A 16,669-nucleotide genomic window follows, 5' to 3' on the forward strand; every position below is an offset into this window, starting at 1 on the left:
AAAGGCAGCGGCGCCTAATTCACGTTTAACGTGAAGCCGCCGCGATGTGGCTTGAAATTGCGAAGCTTTCCGGCAGCAAAAATCCGCAGTCTGTATCGCCTGCGATACATATCGCCGCCTCGGCCAGCCGGTGCGCCAGACCGAAGCTGACCTTGAAGCCACCGGTCAGCGCGATCAGGCGTGGGTGATCGGGGTGGCGGCCGATCATCGGATCGCGGTCAATCGCCTTCGGGCGAAGCCCCGCCCAGCGCTCGACGACGGGGGCGTCGCGAAGGCTTGGCACAATCGCCCGCGCCGCCTCGATCAGCACGTCGAGCTGGGCGTCGGTGGACACTGGATCGTCAAAACGGTTCTCGCTGGTGCTGCCGATTGCCGCGTGCCCGCCTTCATGCGCGACGATATAGAGCCCGTCGAGGAAGACCGTCGGCAGGGCTGGGTCGATGTCGGCTTTCAATAATGCCGCCTGCCCCTTGACCGGCTGGCCGAGCGGTTGTTTCAGCCCCGGCGTCAGCTCCTGCAGCAACGGAAAGGACTGATGGCCGGCGGCCAGGATGCAGTGACTGAAAACGATGGTTTCGCCGTTGATTTCGGCCGTACCGCGATCGGGATCGAGGCCGGCAACCGTCGCATGCTCTAGGATGCGAACATGCTCTGCCCGCCGCAGAAAGGCGATGAGCGCTGCGACCAGCAAGCGAGGTGCAGCGCGGGCGGCGAGCGTGTCATGCACGAAGCCGCTCTCGCCCGCAGACGCCTTGATCCAGCCATCGACCGGCGGGCTGTCGAGCACATGCCAGTGGAAGCGGCGGTCGCCCGCCCGCCAATGGCGTTCGGCGTCCTCGAAATGGCCGCGCGCTATTGTGTGGAGATGCGGCTTCGGCAGCGGGATCAGGCGTCCGGAACGGTGGTAGCCGGCGGAAAGTCCGGTCTCTGCTTCGAGCGCGGCGATCTCGGTTTCGAGCGAGACCAGCGCATCGAACTGGAACTTCTTCTTCTGCGACCACCGGTCCGGCATATGCGGCATCAGCGCGCCGAGCAGGCCGCCGCTTGCACCTTCGCCCAATCTGCCGGCGTCACTGATAAGAGTCCGGATACCCCGACGCTCGGCATGGACGGCCGCCCAGAGACCCATGATGCCGCCGCCGACGATCAGCAATTCGCAGGACGATTGACCTGAGACCGGCGCAGGACTATCGGCTTTTTCCATGACAGACGTGAACCCCGATCAGATTGGCGCAGGCGCGCCGCAGCCGCTCGAATGGCGCGACGGCGATATGCCCTATTCCACCGCCTTTGGCGATCATTTTTATTGCCAGACCGACGGACGGCTGGAATGCGGCCATGTTTTTCTCGCCGGCAACGGCCTGCCGGAGCGCTGGAACGGGCGGCAGGCATTTCTGATCGGTGAGCTCGGCTTCGGAACCGGCCTGAACTTCGCCGAGACCTGGCGGCAATGGAAGCTCCACCGCGCAGACGGCCAACACCTGCATTTCATCTCCTTCGAACTCCACCCGATGCGCGGCGAAGAAATCGGCCGGGCGCTGTCGCACTGGCCGGAGATCGATGTCGAACGCGAATCGCTGACGGCGGCGTGGCCGCATGCGCCTGCTGGCACCGTCTCGCTGAACCTCGATTCTCAAACGACGCTCAGCGTGGTCTGCGGCCGCGCGCTCGATGGCGTTGCAGCGGCCAAGCCTGGCTTCGACGCTTGGTATCTCGACGGCTTCGCCCCGTCGCGCAACAGCGATATGTGGTCGGAGCAGTTGATGCGCCTCGTCTGCGAGAAAAGTGCAGCCGGCGGCACTTTCGCCACCTATGCGGCGGCCGGCTTCGTACGCCGCAACCTCATCGCCGCCGGTTTTGCCGTCGAGCGCCGCCAAGGCTTTGCCGGCAAGCGCGAAATGCTCTGTGGCGCCAAGGCTTCACCCGACCAGCGTACAGATCAGTAGCTGGTGCGCTCCGGCAGTTGCTCGCTCGTTCCGAGCCACTGGCGGATTTTTTCCTCGAGCAATTCGGGGCTGATCGGCTTCGACATGTAATCGTCCATGCCTGCGTCGAGGCAGAGTTCGCGGTCGCTTTCGAGCGCATGGGCGGTGACGCCGATGATCGGCACCCGGTGCCCCTGCCCCTTTTCGCGTTCGCGGATCGTCTGGGTGGCTTGATGGCCGTTCATCACGGGCATCGAGACGTCCATCATGATGATGCGCGGCGCATGCCGCTCCCAGGCGGCGACCGCCTCCTCGCCATTGTCGACGACGAGGAAGGAAAGACCCGTGCCTTGCAGGATCTGCGTGAAGACGATCTGATTGACTTCGTTGTCCTCGGCAACGAGCACATCGACGAATTCAGCGGCCCGCTTCTGCGGCACTGGCGGGGGCGCCGGCACGGCCGCTTCCGTCTGCAGCCGGGCAATCTCAGCCTCGGAAGCCTGCTTGACGCGGCTGGCGCGCACCACTTCGACGACGGTGTTGCGCAGCACGTTGGCGCGCGCCGGTTTCATCAGATGCGCGTGGCCGTTCAGCGCCGCGAATTCCTTTTCGGTGCCGGAAATATCCATCGACGTCAGGAAGATGATAGGCAGTTCGACGAAGCGGGGATCGGCTCGTAGCCTGCGCGCGACATCGGCGCCGTTCATATCGGGCATATGATAATCGAGCACGACGGCATCGACGGTGACGCCGAGATTGGCCGCCGCCTCCAGGATCGCAAGACCGGTACCGCCGCCTTCGGCGGCCACGCCGTCGAAGCCCCAGAGCGACAGCTGCTCGGTCAGGATGCGCCGGTTCACTTCGTTGTCGTCGACGACGAGGATACGCGCGCCCTGCACGTTGATCGGCAATGGCTTCGGTTCGACGCGGGCGGCCGCCACAGCGAACGGCAGGTTGACAGTAAAGACCGAGCCCTTGTTCCACTCGCTTTCGACGTTGAGATAACCGCCGAAAAGATCGACGAGCCCAGCGGTGATCGCAAGACCGAGGCCGGTTCCCTCATGCCGCCGGGTCGACGAGGCGTCCACCTGCGAGAACTTGTCGAAGACCGATTCAAGCTTCTCCGACGGGATGCCGATGCCGGTATCCTCGATGCGGATGCTCGCCATGATCTCGCCACCGGCGGCCGGCTGGAAGCCGACATCGACGAAGACATGGCCGCGCTCGGTGAACTTGACGGCGTTGCCGACGAGATTGGTGACGATCTGGCGGAAACGCCCGGCATCGCCGATCACCGCGGCGGGTAGGTCGGGTGCTGCCCGCACCAGGAGCTCGATGTTCTTCTCGGCGGCATGCGAAGACAAAAGTGTCGCCACATCCTCCACCGCTTCGGTAATATCGAAGGCGGCCTTGCGCAGTTTCATCTGCCCGGCATCGATCTTCGAGAAGTCGAGGATGTCGTTGATAATAGTCAGCAGCGCATTGCCCGATTTGACGATGATGTCGACGAAGGTCTTCTGGCGCGTGTCGAGATTGGTCTTGGCAAGCAGCTCCGCCATGCCAAGCACGCCGTTCATCGGCGTGCGGATCTCGTGGCTCATATTGGCGAGGAATTCGGATTTGGCGCGGTCGGCGGCTTCGGCACGCGACAAGAGATGGCGCAACTCCTCCTCGCGGCTCTTGAGTTCGGTGACGTCGGTGAAGAGCGCCATCCAATGCTGCCCCTTGCTGATCGTCGCATCCATGTTCACCCAGCGCTCGCCGCCGACGTGGAAGACGGTGGAAATCGGCAGCCTGGCGGCGATATTGTCGCGCCAGCCCTGCAGGATTTCCGCCGCGGCATCGTGGAAATCGCCGCGCGCCGCGCAAAATTCAAACATGCCGAGCCAGCCCTGCCCGGCTTCGATATAGGCGGGCGGAATCTGCAGGATATCGGCCATCGCCCCGTTGGACATCTTGATGACGCCGTCCTGGACGATGGCAAGACCTTGGGACATCGCATGCGTCGCATCGCGCATCATCTCGCCGACCCGCTCGAGCGCGGCGCGGGTCTCGTGAATTTCCTTTTCCCGCTCGCGCACCGCAGAGATATCGGCATAGGTGAGCAGGATACGGTCGTTGGAGATGCGGCGGCTGTCGAAGATGACGGATTTGCCCCCCGCCCAACCGAGCTCAATCGGCTCGGGCACTTCGGCCTCGAACAGATGCTTGCGGAAGGCGTAGATCTCCTCCGGCGTCTGCGTGCCGTCGTAGCGTCCGAGCTCTAAATTGCGGCGGATGACGTCGATGAAGGGGCGGCCGTCGAAGCGATCGTCGAGCGGCAGCTCCCAGATGCTGTAGAATTCATCGTTGACGTAAAGAATCCGGTGGTCGTTGTCGAGGATCAGCACGCCGACCGGCAGCGAGCGCAGGATACTTTCGATATCCCGATGCAGTATTTCTTCCTGCTTGCGCGACGCAATCAGCGCCTTCTCGCGCTCCTTGAGCAGCGAGATGTCGGAGAAAGAGCCGACGACATAGGTCCGCCCATCCGCCGTCATGACGCGGTTGACGCGCGAAATGACGGGATAGATGTGGCCGCTCTTGCTCGGCATCTCGCTCTCGAGCTCCACCGAAATGCCGTCCCTGAGCGCCAGCAGGTTTTCCTGGTAGATCGCCTCGCCACCTTCCGGCCCGAACATTTCATGTTCGGTCATTCCCAGTATCTGGGAGCGGTCGTGGCCGCTGAAGGTGTCGTAATACTTATTGGCATAGACCAGGCGGTGCTTGTCGTCGCGGACGAAGACTGCAACCGGCAGGTCCTCCAGCACGGTGCGCAGAACGTCGAGTTCGTTGACGCTCTCACCCCAGGCCGAATCTCCGGCGGCCGCAGGCTTTGCGCCGTTGCGATAGGCCGCGTTGACGACCAGCGGCCGGCCATCCTCGGCGAAGATGCCGATCGGATGGTCGAGTTGTTCCAGCGCCTCGCGCACGCGGGCCAAATCGGCGACGACGCCGGCGTCGCCAGTCATCCAAGGGTCGCCGGCGATCCCAGGGTCGCCAATCGTCCGGCGCAGCGGCTCGCGCACTTCGAAAATGCCGAGCACATAAGCCCGGTCCGGCGATGGCGAAAAGCTTTCGATCTGGATGCGCTCATGGCCGATGCCAGCCACATCGAAGCAGATGGCGTTTTCCTCGGTGCCGAATACCAGCGCGCGGCGTTCCTTGTCCTCGCGTTCCTCTTCCTCGGGACGGTCGAGAAGCTCGCGGCTGCGCCTGCCGATGAAATCGGAAATCTCGCGGCCTAGAAAACGGGCATAGGCCTCGTTGACGGCGATATAACGCAGCTCGCTGTTCTTGACATAGGCCGGGGTATCCAGATCAGCGATCCGGCGGCAAGCCAACTCCAGAAGTTCCCCGGCTGATTTCAAAAAATATCGCTCCCGTAATGAATGAAATATCGACTACAAAAACTATAACGCCAAGGCTTTTAACAAGGTTTTAACCATAAAATTCGACAGCGGAATTTTACGAGCCGGCTCACCAAGCCGAAGATAATTCGGGATTACCGGCCACGGCTTGCACGAGACTGAAAGGTCGCCCGCTATAAATCCTTTCGACGTCGGTATCCGTTGAAATCATGACGAAAATTTAATGCCGAAACCGCTTGCGTGGCCATTGCGCCGCCGCGATCCGGGCCGAGTCTGCGGCATGGCTTTATGGAAGCCATGCCCATGAAAGGAAAATACCATGTCCGTTCTTCATAAAACCATGGCGACGGGCCTGATTGCGCTGACCTTTGCCGGCGCCTCGCTCGCCACCGCCACCACTGCCGATGCCCGTCCACGCGATGCCTTCTGGGGCGGCCTTGCCGCCGGCGTCGTCGGCGGCGCCCTGCTGTCGGAGGCCGCCCGTCCCGCCTACCCTGTTTACCCTGCCTATCCTGTTTATCGCCCCTATCCCGTCTATAGGACCTATTACCGGCCGTCCTATTGCCATCTCGAATGGCGGCACGATCGATGGGGCGAACCCTACCGCGTCAAAGTCTGCCCGGAATAGGAAAACCGCATCCGGCGCCGCTTGACCTCCCGGCGGCGCCGACCCAGTGTCCTCAACGACGACCAAAACTGGCGGATTTTCATCCGCCAGCTCAAAGCCGATCAGACCGTGTTTTACGTTACGGAGAAAGCTCCTCCAGCACGCGGTCCTTGGTTTCTACCGCAAACAACATCGTGATGATTGCACCGACGATCAGAATGGCTGCGAAGCTCGCAAAGACATACTGGATGCCCATGGAAGACATCACCGTGCCGACGAGGATCGGGCCGGCCGATGATCCCAGGCGAAGCCAGGCACTGCCGGTTCCTGTTCCCAATGCCCTAAGGCGCGTCGGGTAGATCTCTGCCGAGTACAGGTAAAGGGAGAATGTGACGGTCTGGACGATCGCATAAGCGAGGCCGCCTAGAACCAAAACCTGGATGGGAGAGGTCGCGCCGAGCCATGCGAGGGCCAGCAGCGGCACGGGAGCGAGAAGCAGCGCACCGGTATACCAGCGCTTGCGTCCCACTTTGTCGATGAGCAGCGCGCAGATGACGGCGGCGATCACGCCGCCGACCGACGTCAGGAAACCATAGAAGATGCTGGTTTGAAGCGGCAGGTTGAAGACCTGTCGATACAGGGTCGGCAGCCAGGTGATCGTACCGTTGGCCACCGTATAGGCGGTAAACCACATTGCCCAGATGGAAAGCGTCCGCTTCAGGTAAATGCCCTGAAAGAGCTCGCGCCAGTCCGACTTGCGGCGGACAGGCGCCTGGATGAGCTTCGGCTCGGGCAATTCCTTGCCGGCTGCGCGAGCACTTTCTTCCATGCGGGTGACGATAGCGTTTGCTTCGCCATAGCGGCCGTTGGCAGCCAGCCAACGCGGTGATTCCTTCAGGAACCAGCGCAGAGGAATCATGATGATTGCGGGAACGAGACCGACGACGAACATCGCCTTCCAGCCGTAAACCGGTACCATGAAGTAGCCGATCAGCCCGGCGCCGACGAGGCCCAGCAGGAACATGACCTCATAGAGGAGGAAGAACTTGCCGCGCCCCTTCGATCCGATCAACTCGTTGATATAGGCGCTGGCAACAGGGACCTCGCCGCCGGTGCCGATCCCCTGAACAAAACGGAAGGCCATCATCATGCCGGCCCCGGCAGCAAACAGGCATGCGACATCCATGCTGACGAAGAGCAGGATGGTGAACCGGAGAACTTTCAGCCGGCCGATCCTCTCGGCGAGCCAGCCAAACAGGATCGCACCGATCAACTGCCCCAGATAGCCCATCGACAGGATCATGCCGGTCTGTGAGGGCGTCAGGCCCCACTCGCGGACGAGGACGGGCATGGCATAAGCGATGGCGATGACCGTGTAGCCGTCGAAGAACGTTGCGGCGCCGACGATATTGCGCGCCCAGAATACCTCGCGGGTGATGGGAAGGCGCTCCAGACGAGCGCTGATTTCGGCCTGATGATCAGCGGCATTCGCCGTCTCGGCAGGCATAGGCTGCATGACATTCATTGGTTCCTCCTTCTCGCCCCGTGGCCTACCACTCTCCCGGCCAGGGGCGCTCCTGCTTGATGGTTGCTATTGCGCGTCAGTTCGTCCTGTCAGAGCAATGGCCTTCAAAGACGTTCAAGTCTGCCTCGGCGGGTTTCCATGGTTTCCTCCTCCCTTGGGAACGCGCCCCTGCGACCTCCGCAGGGGCGTCAAAGAGGTCACTCGGCAGCCAGCAACTGGTCAACGCGACCGATACCGGCAGCGTCGAAGGCGGCAAAAATCTCCGCTTCGGCCTTTTCGCCAAGGCTCTTCAGCGGCTCTCGGATCGTAGCGTGGTCAAGGATACCACGGTGCACGAGGCCGAGTTTCAGGGCCACGGTGCCTTCCATGTGAGAGCCGCGGTGATAGACGGCACGCGTCACCGGAAGAAGGCGCTCGAAGATCTTACGCGCTTCCGGATAGTCCTGCGCCTTGCCAGCTTTGATCAGGTCGATCAGCAGTTCCGGAGCGATATTGCCGTAACCGACGAGCAGACCGTCGACATCGAACATGGTTGGTAGCAGCCATTCATCGTGGCAGCTCAGAACCTGCAGCTTTGGATTGGCCTTCTTCAGCTCCGGAATTTCGACATACCAGCGCTTCATATTGCGCACGCCGTTCTTGGTGGCGACGACGCCTTCCTGGGTGGCAATCGCAAGCTGTGTATCGAGATCGTATGATGCCTTGGTGGCGTCGGGATATTGGAACAGGATGCACTGGAGGCCAGACTCCTGCCAGATTGCCTTGTAGCGATCCTGAGGCGCTCCCTTCTGAAAGCCGAAACGCAGCCAGCCGTGGTTCGGATAGACGAGTGCGCCGGTGGCACCGGCAGCCTTGCATTTCCTGGCCTCTTCAGCAGCGACCTTCGTGCCTTCACCGGTAATCCCGGCAATGATCGGAACGGCACCGTCGACCGCTTCGACATAGGTGCGGATGAGAGCAAGGCGCTCCTCTTCCGTGAGGAAGGTGCCCTCGCCGGCATGGCCGAGGATGACGAGGCTTTTGACGCCTTCCATCGAAACCAGCCATTTGGCGAGTTTGGCGTTGGCTTTGTGATCAACTTCACCGTCGCGGGTGAAAGCGGTAACGGGGGCCGGGCTCAGCCCGCGCATATCCATCGGCTGCATATTGGTCTCCTCCTTCGTGCGATCGCGGTTCACTTGCGACCGGTATAGGATCGTTTACGGGAACGTTCCCACTATCGTTCTCGAATTCTCTGGAGTCAATATCTTTTTTGAGGCATGCTGGAGAGCGGCGGCTCAAAGCCGACTCGAATGGAAAAGGCTCAATGAATTCAAAGACGGATGAAGTTCCAGGTCAGACCCGCGTCACTATTCACGGCGTCGCTGCCGCAGCCGGTGTCTCCAAGTCTACCGTGTCCCGCATTCTCGACGAGAGGCTTCCGCGATCCGACAGCGAGACCGCGCGTCGCGTGCGCAAGGTTGCCGAAGAGCTTGGATACGTTAGGGATGTTTCTGCAGCGAGCCTTAGGCGCGGCAATACAATGACAATCGGGGTGATCGTGCCTAGGTTGACGGATACGGTCATGGCCATGCTGTACGAAGCGCTGGCCAAGGCCTGCAGCCGTAGTGGCCGCTTCGCGATTGTCGCAACGACCGACGACAAGCCAAAGGCAGACCGGCTTGCGGCCGAGTCTCTGCTGAAGCGCGGTGTCGATGGACTGATTCTTTCGACGGCGCGGGAAGACGATGACTTTCCGGACGAGCTGGCAAAACGCGGTATTCCTTATGTCCTGGCACTCCGGACGGATGGCCACAGCCTCTCGTCGGTCGGCGATGACAGGCTCGGTGGTTACCTCGCGGCCCGCCATCTCCTCGATCTCGGCCATCGCAGAATTGGCGTCATTGCCGGTCCATCCTATGCGTCCAGTTCGCGAGGCCGCGTCGAGGGTTTCCGCCACGCCTTGGAAGAGGCTGGATTGAATGCAGATCCCTCACACATCATTCCCTCGACATTCGGAATCGAGTCCGGTGCGGTAGCCGTCGAGACACTGATGCATCTCAGTCCGCACCCAACCGCTATTTTCGCCGTCAACGACAATACCGCCATCGGCGCCTTGTCGGGACTGACGAAACTCGGCCTTTCCGTGCCGCAGGACATCTCGATCGTAGGCTATAACGACATTCCGATTGTCAGCCACCTCCCCACGCCGCTCACGACGTTGCGGGTGCCGTTCGAGCAAATTGCATCAAACGCCCTTGATCTTCTTGCCGGTGACAATAGCCCTGCCGACGAGCGTATTCGGATCTCGGCCCCAACCCTCATTCCACGGAAATCGACGGCACCGATACGCTAAAGCTCGCGCCACGCAGACCATGCTGCCCCCATGCGGGCGGCATGCGGCGGCCGCATAGAGAGGAAGGACCAGCATGCCGGAACCGCTCAAGAACCTGCTGCATGAGGCATTGGTCGGCGACATGGCCGATCGCATTGCCGGCAACACGCCGACTTTCGATAAAAACCGCTTCGTGACACTGGCGACCGAGGGCCTCACCGCGCTGGAGCTGATGGAGCGCTCGGCCCTGATCCGCGACGCGCTGCTTGCTACCCTTCCCGGTGATTTCTGGGAGGCCGCAGCCATTCTGAAGGCGAGCCTGCCTGCCGCCGGCAGGCCGGGGCTCTCCGGCTGGATGCTGCTGCCGGTCAATCAGTTCATCGCCGCACGCGGCCTAGATCATTTCGATCTCGGTCTCGATCTTCTGAAGGCACTAACGCCGCATTTCACTGCCGAATACGGCATCCGCCCCTTTATCCACCGCGACCAGCAGCGCGCGCTGGCCATCATTTCCGGCTGGGTCGACGATCCCGATCAGCATGTGCGCCGGCTGGCGAGCGAGGGAACGCGGCCGCGCCTGCCCTGGGCGATGCGACTGCCGCAACTCGTCAAGGATCCGGCGCCGATCCTGCCCATCCTGACCGCGCTGATGGATGATCCGGAGGATTATGTGCGCCGCTCCGTGGCCAACAGCTTGAACGACGTCGCCAAGGATCACCCCGATCTGGTCGCCGCCTTCATCGCCGGCCATATAGACGGCGCTTCCTCCGAACGCCGCTGGCTGCTGAAACATGCTTCGCGCACGCTTCTGAAGAACGGCCACGCGCAGGCGCTCGCCAATTTCGGCTTCGCCGCGGCCGCTTCCCTCAAATGCGAACTGCGGCTCCAGAATGCAGAGGTGATGTTCGGCGCAGGGCTGGATTTCGAAATCCGCGTGACGAATGCCGGCGAGATCACGCAATCGCTGATGATCGACTACGCCATTCACCACGTGAAGAGCGACGGTTCGCTCTCACCCAAGGTCTTTAAATGCAAGGCGATAATGCTCGCTCCGGGGCAAAGCCATACAATTGAGCGCCGCCACGCCATGCGACCGATCACGACGCGGCGCTATTATCCCGGCGAACATCGCATCGCCATCCTCGTCAACGGTGTGGAGACCGCATCGCAACGCTTCGTCCTCGTCATGCCCTCACCTGACCCAGCTTGAGGCTTTCTTGTGCACTGCACTTGACTTTCCACGCGAACTAGCCCAAATGCGGGTCAGCTTTCACCCTTCCGGCCGCCGCGTGAGCGTGCCCCTGCTGAAAAATACAGATGCAGGAAGAAGGGACAAAAGCGCATTTCGATAGAGCGCCGCACTCCCCATGAGCGGCCAGAAGCGCTGGAAAGCTTTTTCCAACTCACAAGTTCCCACTTCACGCGGGGTTCTTGACGCCAGAATGAAACCGGATCGCATGGTGCGTTCCGGCGATAGTCATTGTGGCGCCCCGAAAGGTTATACCTTGACTAATTTTGAATCGCTTGGTGTCTCCAAGCCGATCGTCGCTACTTTGTTCCAACTCGGCATCGAAACGCCGACGCCGATCCAAGAACATGCCATTCCCCTCCTCCTCGAAGGCCGCGACCTGATCGGCCTTGCCCAGACCGGCACCGGCAAGACCGCCGCTTTCGGCCTGCCGCTGATTGAAAAGCTGCTCGCCGACGAACGGCGCCCCGACAACCGCACGACGCGGACGCTGATCCTCGCACCGACGCGCGAACTGGTGAACCAGATCGCCGAGAGCCTGAAGAAGTTCATCCGCAAATCGTCGCTGCGCATCAATGTCGTCGTCGGCGGCGTCTCGATCAACAAGCAGCAGCTTCAGCTCGAAAAGGGCACCGACATCCTCGTCGCCACGCCGGGCCGCCTGCTCGACCTCGTCAATCGCCGCGCGATCACGCTGACTGCGGTTCGCTATCTCGTGCTCGACGAAGCCGACCAGATGCTCGACCTCGGCTTCGTCCACGATCTGCGCAAGATCGCCAAGATGGTGCCGAAAAAGCGCCAGACCATGCTGTTCTCGGCCACCATGCCGAAGGCAATCGCCGATCTCGCCGGCGAATATCTCGTCGATCCCATCAAGGTCGAAGTCACGCCCCCGGGCAAAGCTGCCGACAAGGTCGAACAATACGTCCATTTCGTCGGCGGCAAGAACGACAAGACGGAACTGCTCCGCAAGTCGCTGACCGAAAACCCTGACGGCCGCGCCATCGTCTTCCTGCGCACCAAGCATGGTGCGGAGAAGTTGATGAAGCATCTCGAGAATGTCGGCTATTCCGTCGCTTCGATCCACGGTAACAAGAGCCAGGGCCAGCGCGAGCGGGCGCTGAAGGCCTTCCGCGACGGCAGCATCAAGACGCTGATTGCCACCGACGTTGCCGCCCGCGGCATCGATATCCCCGCCGTCAGCCACGTCTACAACTACGACCTGCCTGAGGTGCCCGACGCCTATGTCCATCGCATCGGCCGCACGGCACGCGCCGGCCGCGACGGCATCGCCATCGCCTTCTGCGCCCCCGACGAAGCCAAGCTGCTGCGTGATATCGAGCGCCTGATGGGCATCGACATCACTGTCGCAAGCGGCGAACCCTCTGCAAATATCGGCGGCGGACCCCGCCGTGCCAACGGCAATGGCAACAACCGCAATCGCAATGGCGGCCAGGGTCGTGAAGGCCAGGGTCGTGGCGAAGGCCGTGGCGACCAGAACCGCTCCGAGCATCGCGGCAGCCGTCAGGAACGCCGCCCGCGCCGCGAAGGTGATGGCAGCGAAGTCCGCGCCGGCGGCGAGGAGCGTCGTCCACGTCCGGAGCGCCCGACCAGCCGCAACGAGGATTTCCGTGGCCAGCGCCGCGGCGAAGCGACCCCTAACCTCGGTCCCGACAACGACCTGGTCTCGACCTCCGACTTCCGCCCTTCGGCGAAGCCGCAGCGTCCTGCCCATAACGGCCATGCCAATGGTGAGCCGAGCGGCCATCACCGCGGCAACAGCCGCCATGCCCACGGCCGCCCGGCCCGCAAGCATGGCGAGGATCGCGGCCCGCAGCAGGCCCAGGCCGGCGAACCGCGCCGCGACGGCAATGGCGGCAACCGCCGCGGTGGCTCCGGCTCCCGCAACGGTAGCGGCCAGCGCCGCGAACGCGCCTGATCGTCGAACGACTGAAAAGCAAAAAGGCCGGGGATCTCCGGCCTTTTTGTTATCTACGCCTCGGCAGGCCTATGCTCGCTGAACGCCCTGCGGTTCGTGAGATAGACGCCTGTCACGACCACCACGGTGCCGACGATCAGCGGCAGGGTCAGCGGTTCCCCGAAGGCGATGAAGGCTTCGAGAGCGACAGCCGGCGGCATCAGGTAGATCAGCGAGGCGGCGCGTGATACCTGACCCCGGCGGATCAGATAGAGCAGCAGTCCGACGCCGCCCATCGACAGGCCGAAGACCGACCAGGCCAGCGCGCCATAGGCCTGCGCGGCGCCGTTGAAATGCTGATGCTCGAAGACCAGCGAAAGCGGCAGCGTGAGGATCAGCGCGCCGACATATTGCAGGGTCGCGATGGTTCTGAGGTCGCCGGATTGCAGGTGTTTCTTCTGATAGAGCGTGCCGTAGGTGACAGACGCCATGGCGACGAGATTGATTGCCAGCGGCAGGGCCGCATGCGTGAGATCGGCGGTCGCCGGATCGAGCAGCTTCGGCGAAATGGCGATGGCAATGCCGACGAAGCCAAGGGCAAGGCCAAGCTTCTGTGCCTGCTGCAGCCGCTCGCCGATGAGGAAGGGAGCTGCCATCGCCGTCAGCAACGGCTGCAGCGCCGCGATGATGCCCGATATGCCGGCCGGCACGCCATTGGCGATCGCCCACCAGAGACCGGCGAGATAGAAACCATGCAGGAAGAACCCGGAATAGACGGCACGCAGCGCCGCCGCCCGGCTGGGCCATTGCGCTCGCACCACCAGGCAGAGCGCCAGGAATGCCGCCGCCGACAGCGCGTAGCGTATCGAAAGAAAGGTGAAGGGTTCGGAATGCAGCGAGGCGTATTTCGCCACCACCCAGCCCGTGGACCAGAGCAGGACGAAGACGGCGGGGGCAAGGCGATCGAAGGACATGGAGCGGCTCGGGAGAGAAGGGTCGCCGTGCTGATAGCCCCACGCGGCAACTGCCGTCAAAGGCGAAGCATTGATGTTTATTTGAAATTTCGCTGATGGCAGAGACCCAGTGGCCGTCGCGCCAGCCGGCATTTGCCACGGAGGGCGGGCCGGGGAGCCTTAGGCGCGCGACTATATTCGACCGTCTTGACCGAACGAAAAACGCTCAAATGCTCAGATTTTAGGCAAGCCTCGATACCCCTATCCGCCATGCCGCACCGCATCACTTTAAATGCCCAGATTTTCACCCGTTTCCCGCAGCGCAAAATCTTTTCCTCGAACTGCGCATGGTTCTTGCATTGCCATTTGCGTTGTATTCAAATGAACAAAAAAGGGGAGCCGAGCCTTTGGCATTTGATGAAATGATTACCGGGGACGAGAGTCCCCGCCCGCCTTATGACAAATACTTCGAGTGGTACAACAGCCAAGACCGGGCGCATCTGATTGCCAAATCCCGCGATGCGGAGAACATTTTCCGGAAGACCGGCATCACCTTCGCGGTCTACGGCCATGCCGACAGTTCCGAAAAGCTCATCCCCTTCGACATCATTCCCCGCATCATCTCCGCCCGCGAATGGCGCAAGCTCGCCCAAGGCATCGAGCAGCGGGTGATCGCGCTCAACGCCTTTCTGGACGATATCTATCATAAGCAGGAGATCATCCGCGCCGGCCGCGTTCCGCGCGAGCTGATCGAGAACAACGTCACCTTCATCCCCGAAATGATCGGCTTCCGGCCGCCCGGCGGCGTCTATACCCACATCGTCGGCACCGATATCGTGCGCACCGGAGAGGACCAGTTTTACGTGCTGGAGGACAATGCCCGCACGCCCTCCGGTGTCAGCTACATGCTGGAAAACCGGGAAACCATGATGCAGATGTTCCCTGAGCTCTTTCATGAGAACAAGGTGCAGCGTGTCGAGGATTATCCCTATCTGCTGCGTCAAAGCCTCGCCTCGCTCGCCCCTCCCGGCTGCAAGGGCAAGCCGCGCGTCGCCGTGCTGACGCCAGGCATCTACAATTCCGCCTATTACGAACATTCCTTCCTCGCCGACATGATGGGCGTCGAACTGGTCGAGGGCTCGGATCTGCGCGTCATCGACGGCAAGGTGAAGATGAGGACGACACGCGGTTACGAAGCGATCGACGTGCTCTACCGCCGCGTCGACGACGACTTCCTCGATCCCCTGACCTTCCGGGCTGATTCCGCGCTCGGCATTCCCGGCATCATGGATGTCTACCGCTCCGGCAACATCACCATCGCCAATGCGCCGGGCACCGGCATTTGCGACGACAAGGCGATCTATTCCTATATGCCCGAGATCGTCGAATTCTATACCGGCCGCAAGGCGCTGCTCGAAAACGTGCCGACCTGGCGCTGTTCGGAAGCCGACAGCCTGAAATATGTGTTGGAGCACCTGGAAGAGCTGGTGGTTAAGGAGGTGCACGGCTCCGGCGGCTACGGCATGCTCGTCGGCCCGACGGCGTCGAAGAAGGAGCGCGCCGATTTTGCCGAGAAACTGAAAGCCAAACCGAACAATTACATCGCCCAGCCGACACTGTCGCTCTCCACCGTGCCGATCCTCGTCAACAAGGGCATCGCGCCGCGCCATGTCGACCTTCGCCCCTATGTGCTTGTATCCGACAAGGTGCAGATCATTCCGGGCGGTCTGACACGCGTGGCGTTGAAGCAGGGCTCGCTGGTGGTCAATTCCAGCCAGGGCGGCGGCACCAAAGACACTTGGGTATTGGAGGACTGATGCTCGGAAGAACAGCAAACGGCCTCTACTGGATGTTTCGTTACATCGAGCGCGCCGAAAATATAGCCCGCCTGATCGATGCGGGGTTGCGCATGTCGCTGACCCGCAGCAGCACCGGCGATGACAATTGGGATGGCGTTCTACAAAGTGCGGGCGTACGCGAGGCTTATGACGAAGGCCATAACAAGCTGACCAACGCAGACGCGATCGACTATCTGCTGCGCGATCGCACGAATCCGTCGAGCGTCATGTCGTGCATCGATTCCGGCCGCAACAATGCCCGCATGGTGCGCACCGCCCTGACACGCGAGACCTGGGAAGCGACCAACGAATGCTGGATCGACTTGAAGTCGCTGCTCGAAAAGCGCGTCAAGGCGGCCGAAATGCCAGAGGTGATCGATGTCATCAAGCGCCGCGCCGGCCTCATACGCGGTGCCTTCCATGGTTCGACACTGCGCAACGAGCTCTATAATTTTGCTCGCATCGGCACCTTCATCGAGCGGGCAGACAATACCAGCCGCATCCTCGACGTGAAATATTACGTGCTGCTGCCCTCGGTCTCGGCTGTCGGCTCCTCCCTCGACAACGTGCAGTGGGAATCGATCCTGCGCTCGGTCTCGGCGCACCGCGCCTATAGCTGGGCCTATGACGGCGAATACCGGGCGATGAACATCGCCGACTTCCTGACGCTGAATGTCCAGATGCCGCGCTCGCTTGCCTATTGCTACGAGAAGATCGTCAGCAATCTCGGCTATCTGGCCCAGGATTACGAGGAGCGGCTTCCTGCCCACGATACCGCGGATTCAATCCGCACCACGCTGCAGACGAGGGCGATCCGGGATATCATGGATCAGGGCCTGCACGAGTTCCTGGAGGATTTCGTCGCGCGCAACAACAAGCTCGGCGCGGAAATTTCCGATGGCTACCGGTTTTATGTATAAGCGGATGACA

General features: G+C 61.7%; 12 protein-coding genes. 7 read left to right on the top strand and 5 right to left on the bottom strand.

Annotated elements, in window-relative coordinates; all coding sequences use genetic code 11:
* Window positions 1-25: 25 nt before the first annotated feature.
* Window positions 26-1,204: an NAD(P)/FAD-dependent oxidoreductase gene (locus G9X68_RS22420; RefSeq protein ID WP_171604279.1), complete on the bottom strand. Its 1,179-nt coding sequence runs from the start codon at window positions 1,202-1,204 to the stop codon at window positions 26-28.
* Here G9X68_RS22420 and mnmC2 point away from each other — a divergent pair.
* The gene (gene mnmC2, locus G9X68_RS22425; protein WP_171604280.1) at window positions 1,203-1,946 is read left to right on the top strand and encodes a tRNA (5-methylaminomethyl-2-thiouridine)(34)-methyltransferase MnmC2; all 744 of its coding nucleotides are present in this window, start codon (window positions 1,203-1,205) and stop codon (window positions 1,944-1,946) included. The two genes, G9X68_RS22420 and mnmC2, sit on opposite strands and share 2 nt — an antisense overlap.
* Here mnmC2 and G9X68_RS22430 read toward each other — a convergent pair.
* Window positions 1,940-5,335: a response regulator gene (locus G9X68_RS22430; protein ID WP_171604281.1), complete on the bottom strand. Its 3,396-nt coding sequence runs from the start codon at window positions 5,333-5,335 to the stop codon at window positions 1,940-1,942. The two genes, mnmC2 and G9X68_RS22430, sit on opposite strands and share 7 nt — an antisense overlap.
* 319 nt (window positions 5,336-5,654) lie before the next feature.
* On the opposite strand from G9X68_RS22430, the gene G9X68_RS22435 reads away from it, so the two are divergent.
* Entirely contained in the window at window positions 5,655-5,963 is a 309-nt protein-coding gene (locus G9X68_RS22435) for a hypothetical protein (protein ID WP_171604282.1), read from the top strand.
* Window positions 5,964-6,081: 118 nt separating this feature from the next.
* Here the strand turns inward: G9X68_RS22435 and G9X68_RS22440 are convergent, their stop codons facing one another.
* Window positions 6,082-7,467, bottom strand: a complete 1,386-nt coding sequence (locus G9X68_RS22440; protein WP_171604283.1) for an MFS transporter — start codon at window positions 7,465-7,467, stop codon at window positions 6,082-6,084.
* Window positions 7,468-7,664: 197 nt separating this feature from the next.
* Window positions 7,665-8,612, bottom strand: coding sequence for a dihydrodipicolinate synthase family protein (locus G9X68_RS22445; RefSeq protein ID WP_027683480.1), 948 nt, complete (start codon window positions 8,610-8,612; stop codon window positions 7,665-7,667).
* 161 nt (window positions 8,613-8,773) lie between these two features.
* On the opposite strand from G9X68_RS22445, the gene G9X68_RS22450 reads away from it, so the two are divergent.
* From G9X68_RS22450 to G9X68_RS22460, 3 genes are all read left to right on the top strand, one after another.
* Window positions 8,774-9,802 carry a LacI family DNA-binding transcriptional regulator gene (locus G9X68_RS22450; protein ID WP_171604284.1) on the top strand — a complete coding sequence of 343 codons (1,029 nt, stop codon included), beginning with the start codon at window positions 8,774-8,776 and terminating at the stop codon, window positions 9,800-9,802.
* A 73-nt stretch (window positions 9,803-9,875) separates the two neighbouring features.
* Window positions 9,876-10,991, top strand: coding sequence for a DNA alkylation repair protein (locus G9X68_RS22455; protein WP_171604285.1), 1,116 nt, complete (start codon window positions 9,876-9,878; stop codon window positions 10,989-10,991).
* A 247-nt stretch (window positions 10,992-11,238) separates the two neighbouring features.
* Window positions 11,239-12,969, top strand: a complete 1,731-nt coding sequence (locus G9X68_RS22460) for a DEAD/DEAH box helicase (protein ID WP_171604361.1) — start codon at window positions 11,239-11,241, stop codon at window positions 12,967-12,969.
* Between the two features lie 53 nt (window positions 12,970-13,022).
* Here the strand turns inward: G9X68_RS22460 and G9X68_RS22465 are convergent, their stop codons facing one another.
* Complete coding sequence (locus tag G9X68_RS22465) at window positions 13,023-13,922, bottom strand: DMT family transporter (RefSeq protein ID WP_171604286.1); 900 nt, start codon at window positions 13,920-13,922, stop codon at window positions 13,023-13,025.
* A 386-nt stretch (window positions 13,923-14,308) separates the two neighbouring features.
* Between G9X68_RS22465 and G9X68_RS22470 the strand changes: the two genes are divergently transcribed.
* Both G9X68_RS22470 and G9X68_RS22475 read left to right on the top strand, forming a co-directional pair.
* Window positions 14,309-15,718, top strand: a complete 1,410-nt coding sequence (locus G9X68_RS22470; protein ID WP_168309433.1) for a circularly permuted type 2 ATP-grasp protein — start codon at window positions 14,309-14,311, stop codon at window positions 15,716-15,718.
* Window positions 15,718-16,659, top strand: a complete 942-nt coding sequence (locus tag G9X68_RS22475; protein ID WP_168309432.1) for an alpha-E domain-containing protein — start codon at window positions 15,718-15,720, stop codon at window positions 16,657-16,659. Before G9X68_RS22470 ends, G9X68_RS22475 begins: the two co-directional genes overlap by 1 nt.
* Window positions 16,660-16,669 lie beyond the last annotated feature (10 nt).

The organism is Rhizobium changzhiense (assembly GCF_013087625.1).
In the GTDB taxonomy this organism is placed as follows: domain Bacteria; phylum Pseudomonadota; class Alphaproteobacteria; order Rhizobiales; family Rhizobiaceae; genus Rhizobium; species Rhizobium sophorae.